This window comes from Pseudomonadota bacterium, from assembly GCA_039028935.1.
Lineage (GTDB): Bacteria > Pseudomonadota > Gammaproteobacteria > Steroidobacterales > SZUA-146 > SZUA-146.
Window position 1 is genome coordinate 103,079 of the sequence record JBCCHD010000004.1, and the last position, 20,550, is coordinate 123,628.

Sequence of the window (20,550 nt, forward strand, 5' to 3'; positions counted from 1 at the left end):
GTGAAAAAACCAACACTCCTCATCTTGGTCCTCGCGCTGTCTCACACAGTGTTGGCCGACGAGACCAAGACGACAAACACCACCATCACCACCACAACGACGACGGAAGAAGAGATCGATTGGGGACAGCACTCGCGCGACGGTCGCGAGCGGGTGGGGATGTCTGGCACCAAAATTCCGGGAAAGAAAAAAGTGTTGCGCTCGACGACCGAAATCTCGCGCACGATCGACATTATGAGCAAGCCCAAGGCCGAGCAGTGCAATGCAGACATTGATCTTGAGTACTACCAGAAAGACACGGTAGCAGAAGTGCGCACACTGTTTACGGTGTCAAACTGTGAGACCTTTGACGCTCGCTATCAGCTCACCGTGCAGTACTTTGACGATGACGGTAATTTTAAGCGCGCCATACATGACGCACAGTGGCCGATCGGCCAGATAGAACGACTCTCGAGTCAGCATGAGTTATCGGCGAACGCTGAATTGCGCCGCGTATCGTCTCGTGTGGTGGCGTGTGAGTGTATTCAAGACGACGACAGCAAGTAGCCACACCGACATCGCGTAGGCACATGGTGCCCACGCGCCGAATCGTCATCGCAGGTCGGCAACGCCAACAATGACCGGCGCACAGATCACCACACGCCTTCATCCACCGGCGGTTCTGAGGCCGTTACTGCGACCGCGTTCTCACGAAAATCGGTCCTTTCACTTCACCAAGCTGTAAGCCATGACCGGTTTGCTCAATCTCAAACGCATACCGCACGCCGGATGCGGCGACGGGCTTACCGTCGATGAAGCGCGGCCGAAAGAGCGACGTTTCGACACGGAAAATAACCGCCTTGGTCACATCCGGATTGTTCACGGTGTCCTCAATGATCTGCCAGTTGCGGGTTCGGCCCTTCGATGACACCTGGAATTCGATCACAATACGACCGCCATCGCGCAGGGACCGGTCGATCTCCCGCCCGTAAAAGGACGTGCGACTCGCCTCATGCCGAATCAGTTTCGGCGCACCAAAAAACTGATTGATGATGCGAGGATCAATACCGTCTTCCCTGGCTTTGGTAACCGCCTGCTGATAAAAATGCAGCGCCTTACCTTGATGACGCTGCTTGAGGCGATGCCATTTGTCCATGTAACGCTTGTCGCTGCGCATATACCAATCGCCTAAATCGGTACGCGCTTTCATAAGATCGATCTGATCAACGTGCTCTTGCGCGGCGTAAATATCGGCCACGCGCGACAGCGCTCTTTCGCCCGTCTGTGGCGTTTTGGTCGTCGGATGCAAGCTAAACAGGCGCGCCCGCAACCGAAGGGTTTCAATCAAACCTAAGTGGTTAGGGCCAAACGCCTGCTCCTGAATGTGGATCGCGCGTTCGATCGACTTGCGCACAGCGGGGAAATTGCCGGCTTCTGCTGCCCAGTTCGCGTATTCATGCAGGGCGGGAACAATATTTGGCGAATCTTCACCGAACGATTCTTCGGCGGCTCTCAAGGCCAGCTCCTGCTGCATCTTCGCCTTCATCTTCCGCCCTTGCGACATGTACATGCTCGTCAAATCCTCAAGCAGGTCATCTTGCTCGACGTTGAATATGCCGGAATTACGATGCGTGATGTCTTTCGCTCGAAGCAGCAGCAGTTCGGCCTCTTCTTGGTCGTCAAGACTCGACCTGATTCGACCGAGTTCGGTCAGAGGCTTGACTAACTCAGGGTCGAATGGCCCCAGCTGTTTCTCAGCCAAACGAAGGGCCTCACGGTAGTCAAGTTGCGCCTGCTCTATCTTATCGAGCGACTTCAACGCGTTTGCGCGGCACAGGAACAGCGCAAAGCGGGTGTATTGATGCGCGCCGCGCTGCGCGTTGGACAATCCGACGCTCGCGGCCGCTATCGCACCCGCGCTGTCGCCACTTGAAAATTTAGTGTTGCAAGACTGTTCAGCCGACGCCACTTCGCCTCCGGACGGATACTGCTCCGTCACGACATTGGCCGAGGCCATCCGCGCAGCCAAGGAAACGCTCGCAATACCGGCAGCGAGTGCTACCGTGATTATGGTTCTTGACGTCAATGTTCTTCCCCCCAAATTCACACTGGGCCGTGACACCGACACGCACTTTTAACCTTCGCGACCCTCATTAAGAGGCGCTATCGTCCTATTAAAAGCACTCCATCGAGTCCGGCAGCTGCATTACACCCCATTGCTTCTCGCGCGCCGCTCTTTGTTCTATTCCATCCAATTAGACTGATCCATTAGTTCCCTGGCGCTCGCAACGCGCGTTGCGTCAAGGCCCGTTCATACGCCGCGCGTCGAAACGCCTCATTTGTTTGTCGCATCGCGAGCTTCCGCCAAGCGTCTTCACCCAACTGCGCAGAGGCGGCGAGACGGCGCGCAGATTCTTCACGAAATTCCGCTCGCGTTTTGCAACGCCGCGTTTTAAGTCGAGAGGCCGCATCGCGACTGACCCGTTCCGTGCGACAAATCACTTCATTTGGATCAATATCCAAATCCAGTGCCGTGCCCGACTCCATGGCAATCGACTGCTGCAGTTCGCTCATCTCAACCACCGCTGGACGCGCTCGCTCGGTCAAACGCCGGGCGACTGTGCGGCTACTGTTATCCGACCAGCCAGAACCTCGAAATTCCTGAGCCGACACGGAAAACGGAATCGTGATCAACAATAAAAGAAAAGACTGTCGCACTCTCGAACCCTCACAAATTAATTTAATATCGAACATCCAACGCACGGATTATCGATACGACGATTTCCTGAACCCTACTCAACACTAGTATCCCGGCGAAATCTCCCACGCGGCAGCTTTACCACTTGCACGGATTAAATGTTTGCTCCGCATATCACGTTGCTCCATGTCGCGCTTCCAGGCCGCCACAGACTGACATTTGTTTTCAACGATTCGCGTGCCGGCCCGTCGCTGTTTTACGCAGACGATTTGCGCCAGCTGTTCCTTGGTGAGCCCCGCTTTGGATTTCTGTTGTGTTTCCAATTCGGCGTTTTGCGCGCTGTGCCCGACACTTGCGTGTTCGCTTGCACCGGCAATTGGGCCGATCGCACACACGAACATCGCGACAAATAACCACACCTGCTGTCTGTTCTTCACGCCTGTCTCCTTCAGACTGTCAGTCACCCAGTCTTCTCATTGAGCACTGTTTATTAATGTATGCGCAAGCGACTTGGCTCGCAAATTTTGTCTTTTAACCTCTTTATTATTGATTTTATGCTCTAACCTACCTTTCAAACACCAAATTTATTGCGGCGCATCACTGCGCAAACGTTACACTCGAAACTGACGGCGAGACGACAGTGATCACTTACGGCCGCTGACGGTGGTGGCGACACGAATCGGCTTGTACATGGTTCCCATGGTCAGGCCACCCGTTCCGGTCTGAATAATGTCGAAGCGCTGCTGCAGACCCGTCGTAGCAACCGCTTTGCCATCCCGAAAGCGCGGCCGAAATTCGGCGGTTTCGATTCGGCCAAGCACGTCGTCCACCACTTCAGGACTGCCAACCGAATTTTCGACCACACGGATACTGCGCGTTTTTCCTTTAGCCGAAACGGCATAGCGTACGACCAAAACACCTGGAGGCAGTGGTTGATCATTCTCATCGCGACCAAAAAACACTCGTCGTTCCGGGTCCATAAAAATAAGCGTCGGTGAACCGTAAAGCTGTTCGATAAGGGCCGGATCCACATTCGATTCCTGCGCCACACGCACAGTCTTGTTATACGTTCGACGAGCTTTGCGACTCTCCAAACGTTGCAAATAATAATCGCCAACATCGGTCCGCGCCTTGAGCAGATCGCCTTCATCAACTTCCTTCTGCGAGGCGATGATATCAACGACGCGTAGCATGGCATCGGCACCCGTTTTGGGCGTCACAATCGTCGGGTGCAGCTTATACAAACGCGCACGCAGTTTGAGCGTATCGATCAGGCGGTAATCGTTCGGACCAAAACGTGACTCGAGAATGGTGACCGCTTCGTCCAGCGCTCGACGAACTTTGGGGAACGACTGACGATCCGCATTCCATATCGCGTAGTTGTGAAGCGCCTTAACCATTTCGACAGATGAAGCGCCGTATGTTTCTCGCGCGGAGGTAAGACGCAACTCTTGCTGTCGGTCCGCGAGCATTGCGCGTTTCTGCTGAAGGAATATTTCGGCCAGATCATCCAACATTTGATCTTGTTCTACGTTGTAGACCCCCGCGTTTCGATGAGTGATGTCTTTCGCGCGCAGAAGCGCAAGCTCCGCTTCTTCCAAGTCGCCTTCGCTCTGATAGAGTCGCCCGAGTGCGAGCAGCGGCTTAGTGAGGTGGGGTTCAAACGGGTCATAATGTCGGGCGGCGATACGCAAAGATTCTCGTAAATCCTTGATAGCCTCTTGCGTTAAGCCAAGCTTTGACTGCGCGATACCGCGACACACCAGCTGGGAGTAGCGCACCGGCGCAGATCGCTCATCTGTCCGCAGTAAAGCAAGCGTCGACGCACGGATTGCCTCTTCATAGCGTTCATTGTCCAGGTGGTCTTGGCAGTTTGACGGGTTGGCTGAGGTCGCGGGCATCCAGTGAAAAAGAAAAAACGCAGCGACTAAACCCTGGGCTGCGGTTGTGGCAAATCGCATTAACTGGACGCAGGGGCGACGACTGGGCAATCGAACAGCTCCGATTCTACGACCACAATGCGTCATTGAGCGCCTCAACTACAGTTCAAGAAGATATTTGCGCAGTCGCTCATCCTGTAGCTCTGTACGCCAGGCGGCAATCGATTGACACCGGCGCTTTGCCAGGCGACTACCGGTGCGCACCCGCTTAAGACACAACACCCGCGATTCGTTAACTCGGGTGTGCGATGTGCTGGTTGGTCGCGGAGTTTCAGCGGCCGACCCTACCGTTGAAGGTAAGGGTTTGGCTGCTTCCGTGGCGCCCGCCACCGCTGATTGATCGGTCAGCGCCGCCGATGACATCGCCAGCAGAGCCGCGACAATCATCGCCAACCATTTCGATATCCCCATTGATGAACGTGTTGCCCTCATTTTTCACCTGACTTGGTTAGAAATAAATTTAAACCCCCACTCGTCCTAACTCTGACTGCGCGTTACGTCAACGGTTCCCAATTATTCACGCGAATCGGCTCTCCACGCGGAAGATCGCACAGGGCGCTATCGCGGCACGACATCAAACGGCGCGGTGAGACGGAGCCCGTCCGCCTGAATCGGCGCCGTTCCGTGCCATAAATAAGAAGGAAACAACACCAGCAGCCCCGCTTTGGGCTGAATCCATCGTTCTGGTTCGAGCATCGGATTTGTCATGAACGGCGGCTCAGAAAACTTGATCCACCCAGACCGGTCCTCATCTGAGGATGCTGGCACCGACACATAATAGGCCGAACTAATCCAACCCTCCGGATGGATATGGTTGACATGATGTCCACCGGCCACCAGCTTGACTGACCAGCACCCATTAAAATCGTACTGACCTGTGTTGCGACCCGTGAGTGGGTGACCATCGTGGTGCCCCACATGGGCGAGGTAGCGCCGAATGGGTTCGTCGAGCGCATTGAGATAGGCCTTAACCACCGCGTTAGGCACGCCGGTCAAATCACGTGCGGTTTGCGTTCCGTGTCGCAATGACTGGTCAATCGGTCGCCGCGAATGCGTATGCAATTGTTCGAGCGCATCACGCAGAGCGGTGTTGAAGTCGTCGATATTGCGATAGCCCTCCGGCACCGGCAGTGAGTACGTTTGCACGTGATGCTGCACATCCACTAACTGTGTGTACGCCGGATCACCCACCAGTCTCAGGCCGGTCGCTTCATAGGCGATCCAGTGTTGCGCATTGGGTTCGAGCTGTTGCATGCGACGCGTCTGTGCCAACGCTTCGTCGGTTTGGCCCAACATGAGATGGGCACTGATCCGCGCAGCCTGCGCGGCCGCATGATCCGATTCGATCGCCAACGCCTGATCGGCGTGCGTCAACGCCGCCTCCGCGTCAGCGCCATCCACAAAGGCTTGTGCGACGACCGCATAATGGTTCGCCTGCGGGGTCATACTTCGCAATGCATCGGCGAGAACTGTCGCGTCCGCACCACTGAACTTTAGTAACTCCAGCGCAACTGTCTGCATCGACGCATCCTGGAACTGAGTGTTTACGAGTGTCTCGAACGCAGTGTGGTCACCCAACATCCAGTGCATGCGCGCCAGTTCGCGCAACGTCATCGCCGACGGCGCGAGTGCGTGCGCCCGCGTCATGTTGCTCAATGCCCGGTCATGAACACCAGCCTCGAACGCGGCTCGGCCGCACATGAAAAACACGGCACTGTCTTCCGTCCCAGTCGCAATCAACCGCTCGAAACCGGCCAATGCCCGCTCGGTCAGTCCAAGCTCAAGCTCCGCGGAGGCCAGTCCAAACTGCGTGGGGTTGTCACGCGCGCCCTCCGCGATTAACGCAGCAAATACCGATCTCGCGTTCTCCCAGCGCCGCAGTGCCAAGAGCGCTTTGCCTAGCGTGCGCCGGGCGGGGGAGAAGCCAGGTTGCCGCGCCAACGCCGCTTCACAACTGGCAACCGCATCGTCTGCCCGCCCGAGATCTAAAAATATAAGTGCCTGATTATTATAGATTTCATGATTGTCGGGCGCGTAGTTTAAGGCCCTTTTTATGAGCACCAATGCGTGAGGATAGTGACCCAATCGACGCTCAACGAGTGCGGCCAAATGGGCGCTTTGACGGGGGTCACACCCGCTCAGATACTGCTTTGCATCATCATATTTCCCAGCCTGAAAGGCGGCGACAGCGAGGGCGAAAGAGCGGTTTTTTGTACTCATCGTATGGCTCAAAAACCACGCGAACAAACGGAGCTTCGATTATGTAGGATTTTTGCAACAAAGTCGCAGTCTGCACGCAACAAAGGGGTCTGATACACCCCACCTGTGATGAAAAAGACGCGCTGTTTATGGCGAAAAAGCCCTGGTTTTTGGTGGTTTTTTGACCACTGGCACCCGGGTTGTGTGTTTTTCGCTACAAACAGGATTGACTTTTTGCCGCGCTGACGTTTAAATCCAACCACTTTCGCATGTTTACCACAAAGACGAGTGGCAGCCCAGCAACACCGGTCGCGTTCACCGTCCAAATGTGCGGATTACGTTTTTTTTGATCTCTTAGGGGAATTCAATGCCTACGAACACCAAGCTGAATAAAGCGGTGAAACTGGCGCTTGCGATGAGTTCAGGTGCGTTTGCACTGTCTTTTGCAAGTCCGGCAGTTGCTCAAAACGATGGCTCGGATGATCTCGAAGAAGTTCTCGTTACCGGGTCACGTATCCCGCGTAAAGACTTCACTTCGAATGCTCCGGTTGCCACGATTGACGCCGGTCAGATTGAACTGACAAACACCATCAACACCGAATCGCTGTTGAACACTCTGCCTCAAACTGTTCCTGGTCTGGACCGTACGTCCAACAACCCAGGTAACGGAACGGCAACTGTTGACCTTCGCGGTCTGGGCACCAACCGAACACTGGTGCTGATCAACGGCACGCGTGCTGTACCGACCACTCTGGGCGGCACAGTTGACATCAACACCATTCCAAACGCACTGATCAAAGACGTCGAAGTGCTGACCGGCGGTGCATCCGCTGTGTACGGTTCTGACGCTGTGGCCGGTGTGGTCAACTTCATCCTGAAGGATGACTTTGAAGGCGCCACCGTAAACGTGTCGCACGAAGTCACTCAGGAAGGTGACGCATCACTGACCTCTGCAGACATTACGATTGGCGCAAACATGGCTGACGATCGCGGTAACGTGGTTTTCAACTTTGCTGTGACCGATCGTGACGATCTGTTCCAGGGCGATCGTGACTTCGCTTTCTTCGCTCAGTTTGATGACGTTGACGCCAACGGCAACCCCATCCTGATTGATGGTGGTTCGACCGGTGTACCGGGCACGTCTGTCTTTGCTGGTGCGCTCGGTGGGCCGCTCGGTGGCAGCACCGATCCGTTCTCCGATTCGTTTGGTGGTATCTTCGATGCCGATGGTTCATTCCGTCCTTTCCGCACCGGTGAAACCAACGACTTCTACAACTACGCTCCTGTGAACTACATTCAGTTGCCACAGACGCGTTACCAGGCTTCTGCTCTGGGTACGTTCAAGGCCACCGACAACCTCGAGTTGTACGGTCGCGCCATGTTCACCTACAGCAAAGTGCCTCAGCAGTTGGCACCAACGCCAATCTTTGCGTCTGGAACGCAGTTCACTCTCGACGGCAGCCCGTTCATCACCCCTGCTTCTCAGGCCATTCTGTCTGAAGCATTCGGTGACGGCGTTGACACCGACAATGACGGCATCGATGACACGGCTACCATGTTTGTTCGTCGTCGTCTGGAAGAAGTGGGTCCTCGTATCGCTGACGACACCCGTTCATCGTTCCAGGTTCAGGCTGGTTTGCGCGGCAACATCACCGACACGTGGTCGTACGATGCGTACGTCCAGACCGGTCGTGTGACCAACGCTGCTTCACAGTCGGGTAACGTCAACCGCGATCGATTCCAGCAAGCTCTGCTTCTGGATCTGGCCGCTGATCCATCGGGTAACACCTGTGTCGACCCGAGCGCGAACGGCAGTACGTCAGCTTGTGCGCCGATCAACATCTTTGGTCCTGGCAACATCTCGGCAGCGGGTGCAGCGTTCCTGCGTACCGCTGTTGCTTCAACGACCGAATTTGAGCAGCTCATGGGCTCTGTCACCGTTTCCGGTGACTTGGGTGCCGCTATGGAACTGCCAGGTGGACGCATCGGCGTTGCTGTTGGTTACGAGCACCGTGAAGATGACGGCTTCTTCCTGCCTTCGCAGGATTTGGCCGCTGGCACAATTGCCGGCTTTAACGGTTCTCCCGCTTCGGGCGGTGGTTTTGACGTAGACGCAATCTACGGTGAAGCCTACTTGCCGGTCCTTGACAACCTCGAGATCGAGCTGGCCGCACGTTCGTCTGACTACAGCACCGCTGGTAGCGTTAGCGCATACAAAGTCGCGGGTTCTTGGCAGCCAATCGACCAACTGCGAATCCGTGGTGGTTACAACACGGCTGTCCGTGCACCCAACATCGCTGAGCTGTTCTCGCCGCAAAGCGAAGGCTTCCCAGGCGCTGCTGACCCATGCTCGCTCTCTGGTACGCCTGCTGCCGGCCTGTCTGCGACAGCGGCAGCGACTTGCGCTGCAACGGGTGTTCCGACTGCTTCGATCGGAACGGCTGCAATCAACCCAGCTTCTGGCCAGGTTCGTGCCATCTCCGGTGGTAACCCAGACCTGACCGAAGAAGAAGCTGAAACGATCACCTTTGGTGTGGTTGTAACGCCTGACTTCGTCGAAGGCCTGACCTTCAGCATCGACTACTTCGACATCGAAATCGACGACGCAATCGCGGCGTTCGGTGGTGGTGCCGCAAACGTGCTGAACAACTGCTACTCACCTGACAACACTGCCGGTGCAGCTAGCGACTTCTGCCAGGTCATCACACGTCGTGCAGACGGTACGATTGACAACATCGCACTGCAGGCACAGAACGTTGCTCTTCAGACTCTGAAAGGTATCGATCTGGCTGCTAGCTACAACACCGAGTTCTACGGTGGCGATCTGGGTATCCAGTACCTTGGTACGATTACCACAGAGAACGACTTCACCGCGTTTGATGGAGACGATCCAATCGAATGTGCTGGTAAGTTCGGTAACCTGTGTGGTGAGCCTATCCAGGAATACGGACATCGCGTGTCGTTCAACTGGAATCGTGACGCATGGACTGCACAGGTTGTGTGGCGCTATGTTGGCGAAACCGACGATGACGATGACGATACCACGTTCTTCGTAGAGACCCTCGACGCTGAGAACTACATCGACGTTTCTGGCTCATACGCCTTTAACGATCGTTACTCACTGTCGTTCGGTATCGACAACCTGTTTGACACCGATCCACCAATCATCGGTGACAACCAGGAGCAGGCGAACACCTTCCCTGCTACCTACGACGTATTTGGCCGCACGTTCTTCCTGCGCGGTTCAGCAACGTTCTAAATCCTTCGGGATTGTGCAAGACAGAAACGGCGGACTTCGGTCCGCCGTTTTTTTTTGGGTTACACTCTCGACTATGATCGGAAGCGATACCAACAGCGAGAACCAGTGGGACAACTACTGGAATAATGACGGTGCTGAAGGCGAAGTATTTGTCAGCGCAAGTGGCGCGGCGCACCCCGAACTCGCTGACTGGTGGCGACAGCAGTTTGCTCCATTAAGCACTGGCGACATGGTCGACCTGGCCTGCGGTGCGGGATCGGTCTTTGCCCATTTGCCCGATCACCACGACCATCGACTCTTTGGCGCCGACATCTCCTCGGAGGCACTTAACCTGATGCGCAAACGCATTCCGGGGGTTACGACCACCGTCTGTTCGGCTCATGATTTGCCGTATGAAGATCAGCAGTTTGATGTGGTGTGCAGCCAATTCGGCATCGAATATGCAGGGGCCCTGGCCTTTGAAGAGGCCGCGCGCGTAGTAAAACCCGGCGGCCGTTTAATGGTCATTGCCCATTATGCTCACGGTCAAATCGATGCGCGCAACCGCGAACATCGAGAACACGCCCATACCATCGTGTCGTCCAACTTTATCGATAAGGCGATAAAGCTCACCGCGGCCTCATATGCTCAACACGAGCAACGATTCCGGCAAGCGACCGAGGAATTTGTGCCGGCGGAACGTCAACTTGCCGCGGCGTGTGAAGCGCTACCGGAGGGCATTCACTTCCACCTTTACGGTGGCTTTCGACAGTTGTTCGAGCAACGACGTCAGTACGATGCTGACGACATCATTACCTGGCTTCAGCAGATGCGTGATGACGTGGCCGAAAACCTTCAGCGACTTGAGCATATGTGCCGGGCGGCCAGTGACCAGGACGAAATGAGTGCGATCATCAATGAACTCGAAAAACGTAACTGTCGCGAAATCAACTGTGAAGCATTGACGCTTGAGCAGCATAAATTGCCGCTCGCTTGGGCATTGACTGCACGCCGTTAACGTTCTCTTGATCCACCAAATATGCTAGCCTTTTAGCATTCAAATCTTAGGATCAAGTCATGAACGACATTCAACGCGGCATCGTCGAAGGCAAGCTTTTCCTCTACGAAAAACCCGAAATGCTGGCAATCGAAGACCACTTCGATCTCGGCGTTTCTCCCGTCGATGCCCCCTACGCGAATACGCGTAACGCCAGAGCGATTCCGCTGACGCAAACGGAATTTTCCATGGCCCAAAATGACTATCCGATCATTTTCACTGATCTTAAGAATCCCTCGCCTTTGGCGATTGTCGGTCTTATTGAAGACGACAACTTGTTTTTGAACGAGAAAGATCAATGGGAGCCCTACGCGTATCAGCCGGCTTATCTTCGCGCTTATCCGTTTGCCTTTGCTCGACATGGCGAGGACCAAATGGCCGTGGTGATCGATCGCGCCTCTTCCATGGTGAGCGATCAAGCGCAGTATCCGTTTTTTGACGACAAAGAGCTGTCGGAGCACTCGAAAAAGATGATCGATTTTGCCGCAAAGTTTGTCTCCGAGCGGCGTCGAACCGAGATGTTCTGCGAAAAGCTCGTCGAGCTCGATCTACTCACCGCCCAACACGTCTCTCATCAGACAGCTCCCGACGCGGAACCGACGGTCGTGGCCAATTATGTGAGCATCAATGCGGAGAAACTCACCGCGCTCGACAAGGACACGGTCTATGAGTTGCACACCTCAGGCATGCTGGCCGCGATGTACGCGCAAATAAATTCCACGGATAATTGGAATTATCTGCTGCAACGTCGAGCCCGAAAACTCGCAGGATAACGCCCAGTCCTTGCGCAAATTCGCGTGATAGCGATCAATCTTATCGCTCACATCAGACCCAAAAAGGCGGGGTAGTGCCGACGCACACCGTTAATCAGTTGAAAACGGGTGTGCTTCCGCTGTGCGGCGTTTATTCTTCAATCGACAATCAGCGGGTGTTGGTCGATGTGGCTCTGGATTGGATGCCAAACACGGCGCGAACCGGTAGCCGTCTCAGTGCTTCATATCCCAGTATGCACCCCACAATCGTCGCCAATAGCACCAAGGCGAATTCGAACCAGACGCCCAATGACCACGGCGTCAACCAATAGCCCACAGCGATCGTGATGGTTTGATGCAGAATGTAATAGCAAAACACCGCGCCGGTGAGATAGCGAAGAATCGGCCGGTCGAACGCGAGGTAACGCTGCGCCAGCCCAAGCAGAAGAGTGATGCTCGCCCAAGCGTAAACAATCTCCACCACCGTATAGACCTGACCGGCGACCGGCCTTAGCCACTCCGGCACCGGCTCGACAATCCACACCACCCAAAGCAACAGGAACACCAAGGCACTTGTTGGCAACAGCCGGTCGATGCCGCGCCAGAAATCGGTGTGTTTGGCAACGAAATACCCAATCATAAAAATAGTAAAGCGGTGCCCATGGTGGGCCCAATCGTCTACCAGCGCATGCGTGGTTGGGAAACGGGGAGACAAGGCGAACGCAACAGCGATAAACGGGATCGGCACAAGCAGCAGTAGGCGCCAGCGGGCCGCACTGAGCCACGAGACAAAGCGCATGACCGGACCGTTTGCGAGCGCCTGAAGAATTGGCAGTAGCGCCAATACGATCAGAATGTAGACCAACAGATACACGACGTACCAAAGATGATTCCAGGTGGGCGTAATTATCGAAAATCCGCCGGACAAATACTGGGGATAAAAGCCGGCAAACCCCGGCTCAATCTCGCCCGCTTGAACCAGCTGAAAATACGCCTGTGGGACCACGACAAAAAAGAGGCCCCCTAGTATCGGAAGGCCCAAACGCGACAGTCGGGTTAGCGCGAACTGCCTCCTCGAGGCGAGCGTGTCGGTCGCAAAACGTATGGCAACACCTGAAATAAAGAAAAGTAGCGCCAGACGCCAAGGATTGAGCGTGAGCATTAACGGATGCGCCGCGGCGGAGCTGTATTGGCTCTTTATATGCCAGTCCCATTCCACGTAGAACATGCCCACGTGATAGAGAATAAGAAGCGAAAAAGCGATGACCCGCAGCCAGTCGAGGTCGTAGCGGCGAGTGGTGACAGGGACATTCATCTGGTGATAGTACGTCATACCTGGGTTAGATGGTCAGCGCACTCGACTTTCTGCCTGGGTTTGCTCAGTATCCTACCTAGACATCCAACTGCCTCTACCGAATCACTATTGAGATGTATCGCTTAATTTGCGCGCTTTTGCTGGCCACCGGATTACTCCAAGCCTGCTCACCGAACACGGAACACAGCGATTCTGCGGTCGCCGACATCCGCCCCTGGCTCGAAATGAAAACCACTAATTCGCGATACCGAGTGCGGATTGACGAGCACTATGCGCATATTCCGGCCGGTGAACTGCACGCCTGGATCGTGCAGGTAACCACCATAGATGAGGTACCACTGACCCCACAGCGTATGAAGCTCAGTGGCACCATGCCGGGCCACGGGCATGGCATGGCCACCTTTCCACAGGCGGTTGCCACCGAGCAAACCGGCCGCATGCGCGTCGATGGCATGAAATTTCACATGGGCGGGCTTTGGCGTATGCGCATCGACATCAATGACGCGGCGGGTCCGGACTATGCCTATTTCGAATTGGATGTGCAGCCAGCACACACACGCGCGCCCGCGAGCATCACGTTTAGCGAACAGGAACTGGCGCAACTCAATGGCCTACGTCTCGCTTCGCTCGCCGAGCTCCAAGCCGATCCGTCCAATCGATTCAGCCTTAACTCAGCCGCCGCCGCGCTCGGCGAGAAATGGTTTTTTGATCCAGGGTTCAGTCAATCCGGAACCGTTTCTTGCGCCACCTGCCATGATCCCGAGCTGGGATTCGGCGACGGCAAAGCCCTGAGTGTCGGCACCGCCATCACTCCACGTCACGCCCCGACACTCCCGGCAATCGCTCATGCGACTTGGTTCTACTGGGACGGGCGACGAGATAGCCTTTGGGCGCAAGCCCTTTCGCCTCTTGAGACCCGCGGCGAAATGGATAACCACCGTGGCGACGTGCTGCGCTATATTCTCACACACCCCGAATACGGCCCGGCATTTGAGCAGCTGACGGGGGTCGGAGCCGATCTACTCAATGATCTTGATCGCCCCGGGCTCAGTCCGTCCACGGAGTCTTGGCGAACGCTGAGACCACCCCAACAGGAGCGAATTAATACGGCTTTCGCTCTGGTCGGCAAGGTAATTGCGGCCTACGAAGAGACGCTGCAATACGCGCCCACGAAATTTGATCGATTCGTCGATGCGCTGCTTGAGGACGGTGAACGCGCAGCGAGCGATCTGTATACCGAGTCTGAGATGCGCGGAGCCAAATTATTCGTCAATGAGGAACAAACACCGTGCCTGCGCTGCCACAATGGACCGCTATTCACTAATCAAGAATTTCACAACATCGACACCGGCACCAATGCCGCCGGTGGTTTTGATAGCGGTCGCTTGGCTGGCGTTATTGCCGTAAAGGCCGACCCGTTTAATTGTCTGGGCGTGTACAGTGATGCGCAACCCGAGCAATGTTCCACACTTAATTTTGCGCGCGGCAACCACTTGGAATCCGGCGCGTTCAAAACGCCTTCGTTACGCAACATTAAAAACACCGCGCCGTATTTTCATGATGGACGTATGCCGTCGCTTCAGAGCGTCTTAGCGCACTATCTGGCGTCGCAGGGCGATGAAGACGATGTGCACGAAATGCCGATGTTTGAATTAACCCGTCAAGAAAGCGACGACTTGCTCGCGTTTCTAAACACGCTGTAGCGTCGAGGCGGGTCGGCAAAGAAGATGAAACGCTCGTCCCTGAGCGTGACGGTCATCCGTGTCTTGGGTGTCACGTTAATTGTAAAACGCTTTTTAAAATTTATCCAATCTGTACGCGCTTGGCGTACAGAAAATCGTAAAGCGGTTTTGCCTTTTCGTAGACCGCACGCAAGTGTGGGGCAAGCGTAATCGGTGCTGTGCGCGGAGCCTCAAACTCCGTCGATAACCACACTCGGTTGTACCAATGCGCGGCCCAGATTCCGTCACTGTCACGTTTTCCAGCAGGCCACGAAAGCATTCGTGTTGAAAACGGTACATCAATATATGCGCAGAGTTGCTCAAGATACGCACGCGGCTGTTGCAGAAAGTCTGCACTATCGATAACCATCGGCGCCACAGTCGCTTGCGAACATATTCGCTTATACAGATTAACTTGCTGCTCTAAACCAATGTCGTTAAGCGTCGGGCGCTCACGCTTTTTTTCGTACGACATCAACACGCGCGCGGGATCGCGCAGCAAAAAACAGTGGCGCAACTGCGGCAGCCAATCCAGCTCGTAGTGGTCGAGCATGTGGTGGCTCATGTGCTTTTGATAGCTCAACGTCACGCCGTCTGACAGTGGCGACGTACACAGCGCAACAACCTTCTCCCAGTGATTTTCCTGATCCGCCAAAATGGCCTCGCGCATGGGGTGATCTAGACCGGTATCGCGCAAGTAAGCGGCATAGAACGGCTCATCCATCACCACCGTGTCAGGGCGGTTCTCAAACGCGCGCATCATTGCGGTCGAAATATTGCGCGGTCCCGACCACATCGCCAACCTCACCGCACCGCGCCTCCATTGCCAGGCGCAGCGACGCCTCTGTGCCCTGTCACATCACAGCGACGACCGTAAACTGGCGCATAGACAAACCGTTTTGTGCGCATTTTCAGCTGCCCGCAAGTAGCTCTAAATAAAGAGTTTGCAGTCGCGCAACCATTGGTCCTCGCTCGCCATCGCCAATCGTTCGCCCATCGATGCGCGTCACCGGTGCCACTCCGGCGAAGGTGCCAGTAACAAAGGCTTCATCCGCATCGTAAACGTCAGTCAGCGAAAAATTGCGCTCGCGGTGAGGAATGTCGTGATCGGCGCATAGCCTGAGTACGTTCTCACGGGTAATTCCGCCTAGACAGTAGTCGCCTGTCGACGTCCATACTTCACCGCGCCGCACAATGAAAAAGTGGGTCGAATTGCACGTCGCCACAAAGCCATGCGGATCGAGCATGAGCGCCTCGTCGGCACCCGCTTTGGTGGCCTGAATGCAGGCGGTGATGCAGTTGAGCTTACTATGACTATTGAGTTTGGGATCCTGCACATCCGGATAGCCGCGTCGTACATGCACCGTAAACAGGGAAATGCCTCGTGTCAGCGTTTCGGGCAGCGCTTCTTTGTGCTCAGGAATGATGACAATCGTGGGTGGACCGATGGTTACACGCGGATCTTGGTAGGGCGTAGCCTTTACGCCGCGACTGACCATGAGGCGTATGTGCACGCCCTCTGTCATCTCGTTGGCTTGGAGTACTGCATCGATCTGTTGCGCTAACTGCGCTCGGGTGAGACCGATGTCCAGATCGATGGCCTTGGCGCCTTGCTCCAAGCGTTCAAGATGCCGATCGAGAAACGCCACGCGGCCGTTGTGTACGCGCAACCCCTCCCAAACACCGTCACCGAGAATAAAACCGCTGTCAAACACAGACACAACGGCTTTCGCACGCGGCACCAAATCGCCATTGATGGAAATCAGAATGTCGCGATTGCGCGCATCCTCGGAGTAGTCATGTGTGCCTTTAGCCATAAGCGAAAATGTAGCAGGTTTTGCGCGGGCAAGCTGCTATTCCTTGATGGCGGTTGGAGGCGACGCCAGAAACTCCGCGATCTTCTGCTCAGCGTCATCCCCAAACAGCACGGCGGCAATGCTGTCTAGTCGAGTCCGTTCGCGCAGCACGTCTTGCGGCACCACCAACGCGATGCTGGAGCGTCGACGGAACAAATCGTGCAGCGTTTCGATCATCTCGTTTGCAGCTGCGTACTCAAGCTCCGCCCAAGTAAAGCTACTGTCGGGAAAAAGCGTGCGCGCGGTGTCTGGCTTATCAGCGATGCGCTCGGCGATGGACTTTGCGGCATTGCCATAGCGGCGCCATAGACGGGCTGACAGCGTGCCCCGGGTCGCATCGGCGGTATGGGTATCGAGATTTTGCTGCCGCACGTATTCCATAAATTCTTCTTTAAGCTTAAGCCCGGGCTCACCCAGCCCCCCTCTTGGCGCATGCGCCACGTTTAAACCACACTGCGCCACCAGGCTAGTCACCTCGTCACCCACGTTTAAGCAGTCGGTGAGCTTGCCGCCAAAAATGCTGATATAGCGTTCGGCTTCGTTGCAGTGAATCTCGTGTTTGCGCGACAGTTGCAACCAATCGGCGCTTCCTTCCTGCCCGGCACTGCCGGCGATGACCAGAGGTCGAACGCCACAACGCTCAGCAATAATGTCCGCTTTGGTCAGCGGCACCTCTAAGTCAAGCAGCGCATTAATGTTATTCAGAATAAAGTCGCGATCCTCGTCGGTCACGTCTACGTACGGTGACGGCACCTGGGTGTCGGTCGTACCGATACACGAGCGAGCACCCTTGGGAAAGACAAAAAACATCCGTCCGTCACTCGCAAAAAAAGTCAGCACACGTTCTTCACTGGTCAGGCGCTTCACAATTAGGTGCACGCCTTTTGAAAACACATGGTGAAATCGTGTCTCCTGACCGATTTTCGCGTTAAGTGCGTCCACTTCGGGACCACACGCATTGACCACCAAACGGGTACGCATGACAAACGGCGTATCGGACTGTCGGTCGCGCACGCGAAGCTGCCATAGACCCTCTTGCCAATCAGCACGCTCTAATCCGAGATAATTGGCCGCAACGCCTCCGTGGCGCATGCATTGCACAACGAAACGCCACACAAAGCGCGCGTCACCGTCCGGTAGATAACAGTCAGAGTACTCAAAACCGCCGGCCGCCTCGTCGGTATTGATGAGCGGCTCACGAGATTTTATGCCGGACGGACGAAAGTAGGCCGGTCGACGCGTGGCAAAACGCCCAAACGCCCAGTACAACCATGTACCTAAATAAACAAACCAGGCGGGCATTCGAAATCCGCGGCGAAGCGTGGTCAAAAAGCGGACTTCGCGCACGGTACTTGGAAATGCCGCCGTCAGTTCGTTACGACCCTTGCAGAGTTTATTAACAAGCCCAAACTCATAATTCTCTAGATACTTAATCCCACCCCAAACCAAACTCGACGAGTTGGAGCTGGTGTTCCCGGCGAAATCCGCCTTATCGATTAGCGCCACGCGTGCGCCGCCGGCGGCGAGCGCGGCGGCGGAAGCCGCACCATTGATTCCAGCACCAACCACCACGACATCAAATTCCGTTTCACGCAATTTCTGCAAAATCCGTTCGCGGCGGCGGCGGGCCTGCTCGGCAAAGGTCATGCACACCTCTCGAAGACACAAAGTAGAAACGCATTATCGTTAAATTAAGGCTCACGATTGAGCCGGACAATGCTCCCTGCAATTTAACATTTACGTGCTGGACTTGCTCACGTTCCGAGATCGTGGCACCGTTTTGGTCTGACCTCGGGGGAACGATGATGTATCAAGTAAGCCTATCCAGCGCGGCGAAGCGCTTAGCGGCAGGTTGTATCCTGCTATTTTGTTTTAGCGCGACCGCACAAGATACCGATGGCGACGGTGTGCCGGATCTTACCGACAATTGCTCGCAAGTGCCCAATCCCGCCCAGCTTGATGTGGATGCGGATTTGCTCGGCAATGCGTGTGACGCCGATTTTAATAATGATGGCAGTGTCAACTTTCTGGATTTCGTGCAACTGACCGGCGCCTTTCAAACCGCGAACCCACTGTTTGATCTCAATGGGGATGGCATCGTTAACTTCCTCGATATCTCGCTGTTCGTGCCGAGTTTTAACGGCACACCTGGACCCGGCGCCATCGGTGCTTCGTTCGCCAGCGACGTGCAGCCCATTTTCATGAGCAAATGTGCACCGTGCCACACCATTCTTGGTCTTGGCGGTCACAATCTGGCCACGTCCTACGCCGACAACTTGGCGACGGGCAGTCAGTTCACCTGTGGTGGCACAACAATCGGCGAATGTGCGCTGGTGCGCGTACGATCCGGTCAGATGCCGCCGGGCGCGGGCTGCACAGGCAATCCCGTCACGGACGCGGGCAATGTAAGCTGCCTGAACTACACCGAGCAATCGCTGGTGTTTTCTTGGATAAACGGCGGGCTCGCACCGTAGCTGTTGTCTCAGCCGGTTCGTTGGCTCGATTCGAGAACCCGTGATGCATCGGGAGTCTCATCCAGCTGCACGGCGAGCCATAAGGCGGCGCCGGTCAGTGCGAACACGGTGCCACTGCCCAGGGCGACGGGCCATCCAAACGTACCGGCCAACCACGGAACGAGCAGTGCATTGAGCACACCCACCAGATTGCCACCTGTATTCATCACGCCGCAGGCCGCACCGGCCTGCGGTCCTCCCGCACGTATAGCCGCCGCCCAATACGCGCCCTCAGTGCCCTGATGGCAAAAGAACGCGAAAGATAAGACGAGCGCCATCACCCACGGCGTCTGGGCCATCGCACCAAACAGAATCAGGACGCCGCTGAGCACAAGGCCGGCAACCGCGGGTGCTCGACAGCCAAACTGCATCCCTCGACGACGCGACAATCGGTCGCACCAAATCGCCCCCAACGTGGCACCGATCGCCGCCGCGATCCACTGTAGCGCATTGAGATAACTCGCCGTTTGCGCCTCGATCTGACGGATTTCAACCAGGTAATAGAACATCCAGTTGAACAACTGATAAAACACGAAGTTCATGCAAAAGTAACTGAGCGTGAGCAGCAGCACATTGCGATTTCTGAGCACGTCTCGCCAACGCGACGGCGACCTCTTGTCGTCACGTCGGGCTCGCTCACCCGTGATGAGCGATGCTTCCTGTTCGTTGACGCGCGGATGCGCGCCGGGCGTATCCCGTATAAACAACCACCATAATGCGGCGGCGACAAAGGCCATGGTGGAGAGCACTACAAACGCGCTGCGCCAACCCATCACGTTAATCAACACAATGAGCAACGGCGCGGTGGCGGCTGAACCGAGCGTGAGGCCCGCACTCGACAAGCCATTTGGCAATGCCCACTGTCCGGGCGGAAACCAACGCTGAGTCGTCGCCCCTGTGACGGGGTAGAGCGGCGCATGCGCCACACCGACCAAGCACCGTACGACGATGAGCAGACCGACCACCCAACCGACCGATGCATCGGCAGGTATCCATGCGGTCGCCAAGGTGAGCACGCCCCAGAACAGCATCGCAATCGTCATCGCGCGCCGGGCACCAAACCGATCCGCGATCAGCCCCGCGGGAAACTGGCACACCACGTAGCCCACCGAGAAAGCCGCAAACACCCAGCTCAGATGCTCAGCTGTGAGCCCAAACTCCTGAGTAAGCGACGGCGCGGCGGCAGACAGTAGGTAGCGCAGCACGTACGATACGCAGCTAGCGAGAACCAACAGCGCCAGCACGCCGTAGCGAATTCGGGTTGGGTGCGCCATGGATGTAC

Annotated in this window: 17 protein-coding genes; 6 read left to right on the forward strand and 11 right to left on the reverse strand. The window is 55.7% G+C overall.

The window, feature by feature from the left end:
* Complete coding sequence (locus tag AAF465_03310; GenBank protein MEM7081738.1) at positions 1-546, forward strand: hypothetical protein; 546 nt, start codon at positions 1-3, stop codon at positions 544-546.
* 124 nt (positions 547-670) lie between these two features.
* Here AAF465_03310 and AAF465_03315 read toward each other — a convergent pair whose 3' ends face one another.
* The 6 genes from AAF465_03315 to AAF465_03340 form a co-directional block, all read right to left on the reverse strand.
* Positions 671-2,065, reverse strand: coding sequence for a tetratricopeptide repeat protein (locus AAF465_03315; GenBank protein MEM7081739.1), 1,395 nt, complete (start codon positions 2,063-2,065; stop codon positions 671-673).
* A gap of 182 nt (positions 2,066-2,247) precedes the next feature.
* On the reverse strand, positions 2,248-2,697 hold the full coding sequence (locus AAF465_03320; GenBank protein ID MEM7081740.1) for a hypothetical protein: 450 nt from the start codon (positions 2,695-2,697) through the stop codon (positions 2,248-2,250).
* Positions 2,698-2,781: 84 nt separating this feature from the next.
* Positions 2,782-3,114: a hypothetical protein gene (locus tag AAF465_03325; GenBank protein ID MEM7081741.1), complete on the reverse strand. Its 333-nt coding sequence runs from the start codon at positions 3,112-3,114 to the stop codon at positions 2,782-2,784.
* Positions 3,115-3,321: 207 nt separating this feature from the next.
* The gene (locus tag AAF465_03330) at positions 3,322-4,638 is read right to left on the reverse strand and encodes a hypothetical protein (protein ID MEM7081742.1); all 1,317 of its coding nucleotides are present in this window, start codon (positions 4,636-4,638) and stop codon (positions 3,322-3,324) included.
* A 78-nt stretch (positions 4,639-4,716) separates the two neighbouring features.
* Entirely contained in the window at positions 4,717-5,028 is a 312-nt protein-coding gene (locus AAF465_03335) for a hypothetical protein (GenBank protein MEM7081743.1), read from the reverse strand.
* Positions 5,029-5,175: 147 nt separating this feature from the next.
* Positions 5,176-6,837: a putative 2OG-Fe(II) oxygenase gene (locus AAF465_03340; protein MEM7081744.1), complete on the reverse strand. Its 1,662-nt coding sequence runs from the start codon at positions 6,835-6,837 to the stop codon at positions 5,176-5,178.
* 346 nt (positions 6,838-7,183) lie between these two features.
* Here AAF465_03340 and AAF465_03345 point away from each other — a divergent pair, with 346 nt between their 5' ends.
* The 3 genes from AAF465_03345 to AAF465_03355 all read left to right on the forward strand — a co-directional run bounded on the left by AAF465_03345 (position 7,184) and on the right by AAF465_03355 (position 11,884).
* Positions 7,184-10,075, forward strand: coding sequence for a TonB-dependent receptor (locus tag AAF465_03345; protein MEM7081745.1), 2,892 nt, complete (start codon positions 7,184-7,186; stop codon positions 10,073-10,075).
* Between the two features lie 73 nt (positions 10,076-10,148).
* On the forward strand, positions 10,149-11,072 hold the full coding sequence (locus AAF465_03350) for a class I SAM-dependent methyltransferase (GenBank protein ID MEM7081746.1): 924 nt from the start codon (positions 10,149-10,151) through the stop codon (positions 11,070-11,072).
* 59 nt (positions 11,073-11,131) lie between these two features.
* Complete coding sequence (locus tag AAF465_03355) at positions 11,132-11,884, forward strand: SapC family protein (protein MEM7081747.1); 753 nt, start codon at positions 11,132-11,134, stop codon at positions 11,882-11,884.
* 148 nt (positions 11,885-12,032) lie between these two features.
* Here AAF465_03355 and AAF465_03360 read toward each other — a convergent pair whose 3' ends face one another.
* Positions 12,033-13,196 (reverse strand): acyltransferase family protein, encoded by a 1,164-nt coding sequence (locus AAF465_03360; GenBank protein ID MEM7081748.1) that lies wholly within the window; start codon positions 13,194-13,196, stop codon positions 12,033-12,035.
* Positions 13,197-13,291: 95 nt separating this feature from the next.
* On the opposite strand from AAF465_03360, the gene AAF465_03365 reads away from it, so the two are divergent.
* Positions 13,292-14,881: a cytochrome c peroxidase gene (locus AAF465_03365; protein ID MEM7081749.1), complete on the forward strand. Its 1,590-nt coding sequence runs from the start codon at positions 13,292-13,294 to the stop codon at positions 14,879-14,881.
* Between the two features lie 100 nt (positions 14,882-14,981).
* On the opposite strand, the gene AAF465_03370 is transcribed toward AAF465_03365, so the two are convergent.
* The 3 genes from AAF465_03370 to AAF465_03380 all read right to left on the reverse strand — a co-directional run bounded on the left by AAF465_03370 (position 14,982) and on the right by AAF465_03380 (position 18,402).
* Positions 14,982-15,695: an HAD family hydrolase gene (locus tag AAF465_03370; protein ID MEM7081750.1), complete on the reverse strand. Its 714-nt coding sequence runs from the start codon at positions 15,693-15,695 to the stop codon at positions 14,982-14,984.
* A 115-nt stretch (positions 15,696-15,810) separates the two neighbouring features.
* On the reverse strand, positions 15,811-16,716 hold the full coding sequence (locus AAF465_03375) for an aminotransferase class IV (GenBank protein ID MEM7081751.1): 906 nt from the start codon (positions 16,714-16,716) through the stop codon (positions 15,811-15,813).
* Between the two features lie 36 nt (positions 16,717-16,752).
* The gene (locus AAF465_03380; protein MEM7081752.1) at positions 16,753-18,402 is read right to left on the reverse strand and encodes an FAD-dependent oxidoreductase; all 1,650 of its coding nucleotides are present in this window, start codon (positions 18,400-18,402) and stop codon (positions 16,753-16,755) included.
* 155 nt (positions 18,403-18,557) lie between these two features.
* Here AAF465_03380 and AAF465_03385 point away from each other — a divergent pair, with 155 nt between their 5' ends.
* Entirely contained in the window at positions 18,558-19,229 is a 672-nt protein-coding gene (locus AAF465_03385) for a thrombospondin type 3 repeat-containing protein (GenBank protein MEM7081753.1), read from the forward strand.
* A gap of 8 nt (positions 19,230-19,237) precedes the next feature.
* On the opposite strand, the gene AAF465_03390 is transcribed toward AAF465_03385, so the two are convergent.
* Positions 19,238-20,542 (reverse strand): MFS transporter, encoded by a 1,305-nt coding sequence (locus AAF465_03390; protein MEM7081754.1) that lies wholly within the window; start codon positions 20,540-20,542, stop codon positions 19,238-19,240.
* Positions 20,543-20,550 lie beyond the last annotated feature (8 nt).

Coding starts and splice junctions, on each gene's coding strand:
- AAF465_03330 (MEM7081742.1), bottom strand. CDS start 4,638: ATGCGATTTGCCACAACCGCAGCCCAGGGTTTAGTCGCTGCGTTTTTT.
- AAF465_03375 (MEM7081751.1), bottom strand. CDS start 16,716: ATGGCTAAAGGCACACATGACTACTCCGAGGATGCGCGCAATCGCGAC.
- AAF465_03350 (MEM7081746.1), top strand. CDS start 10,149: ATGATCGGAAGCGATACCAACAGCGAGAACCAGTGGGACAACTACTGG.
- AAF465_03360 (MEM7081748.1), bottom strand. CDS start 13,196: ATGACGTACTATCACCAGATGAATGTCCCTGTCACCACTCGCCGCTAC.
- AAF465_03345 (MEM7081745.1), top strand. CDS start 7,184: ATGCCTACGAACACCAAGCTGAATAAAGCGGTGAAACTGGCGCTTGCG.
- AAF465_03365 (MEM7081749.1), top strand. CDS start 13,292: ATGTATCGCTTAATTTGCGCGCTTTTGCTGGCCACCGGATTACTCCAA.
- AAF465_03340 (MEM7081744.1), bottom strand. CDS start 6,837: ATGAGTACAAAAAACCGCTCTTTCGCCCTCGCTGTCGCCGCCTTTCAG.
- AAF465_03380 (MEM7081752.1), bottom strand. CDS start 18,402: ATGACCTTTGCCGAGCAGGCCCGCCGCCGCCGCGAACGGATTTTGCAG.
- AAF465_03370 (MEM7081750.1), bottom strand. CDS start 15,695: ATGTGGTCGGGACCGCGCAATATTTCGACCGCAATGATGCGCGCGTTT.
- AAF465_03355 (MEM7081747.1), top strand. CDS start 11,132: ATGAACGACATTCAACGCGGCATCGTCGAAGGCAAGCTTTTCCTCTAC.
- AAF465_03335 (MEM7081743.1), bottom strand. CDS start 5,028: ATGGGGATATCGAAATGGTTGGCGATGATTGTCGCGGCTCTGCTGGCG.
- AAF465_03385 (MEM7081753.1), top strand. CDS start 18,558: ATGATGTATCAAGTAAGCCTATCCAGCGCGGCGAAGCGCTTAGCGGCA.
- AAF465_03390 (MEM7081754.1), bottom strand. CDS start 20,542: ATGGCGCACCCAACCCGAATTCGCTACGGCGTGCTGGCGCTGTTGGTT.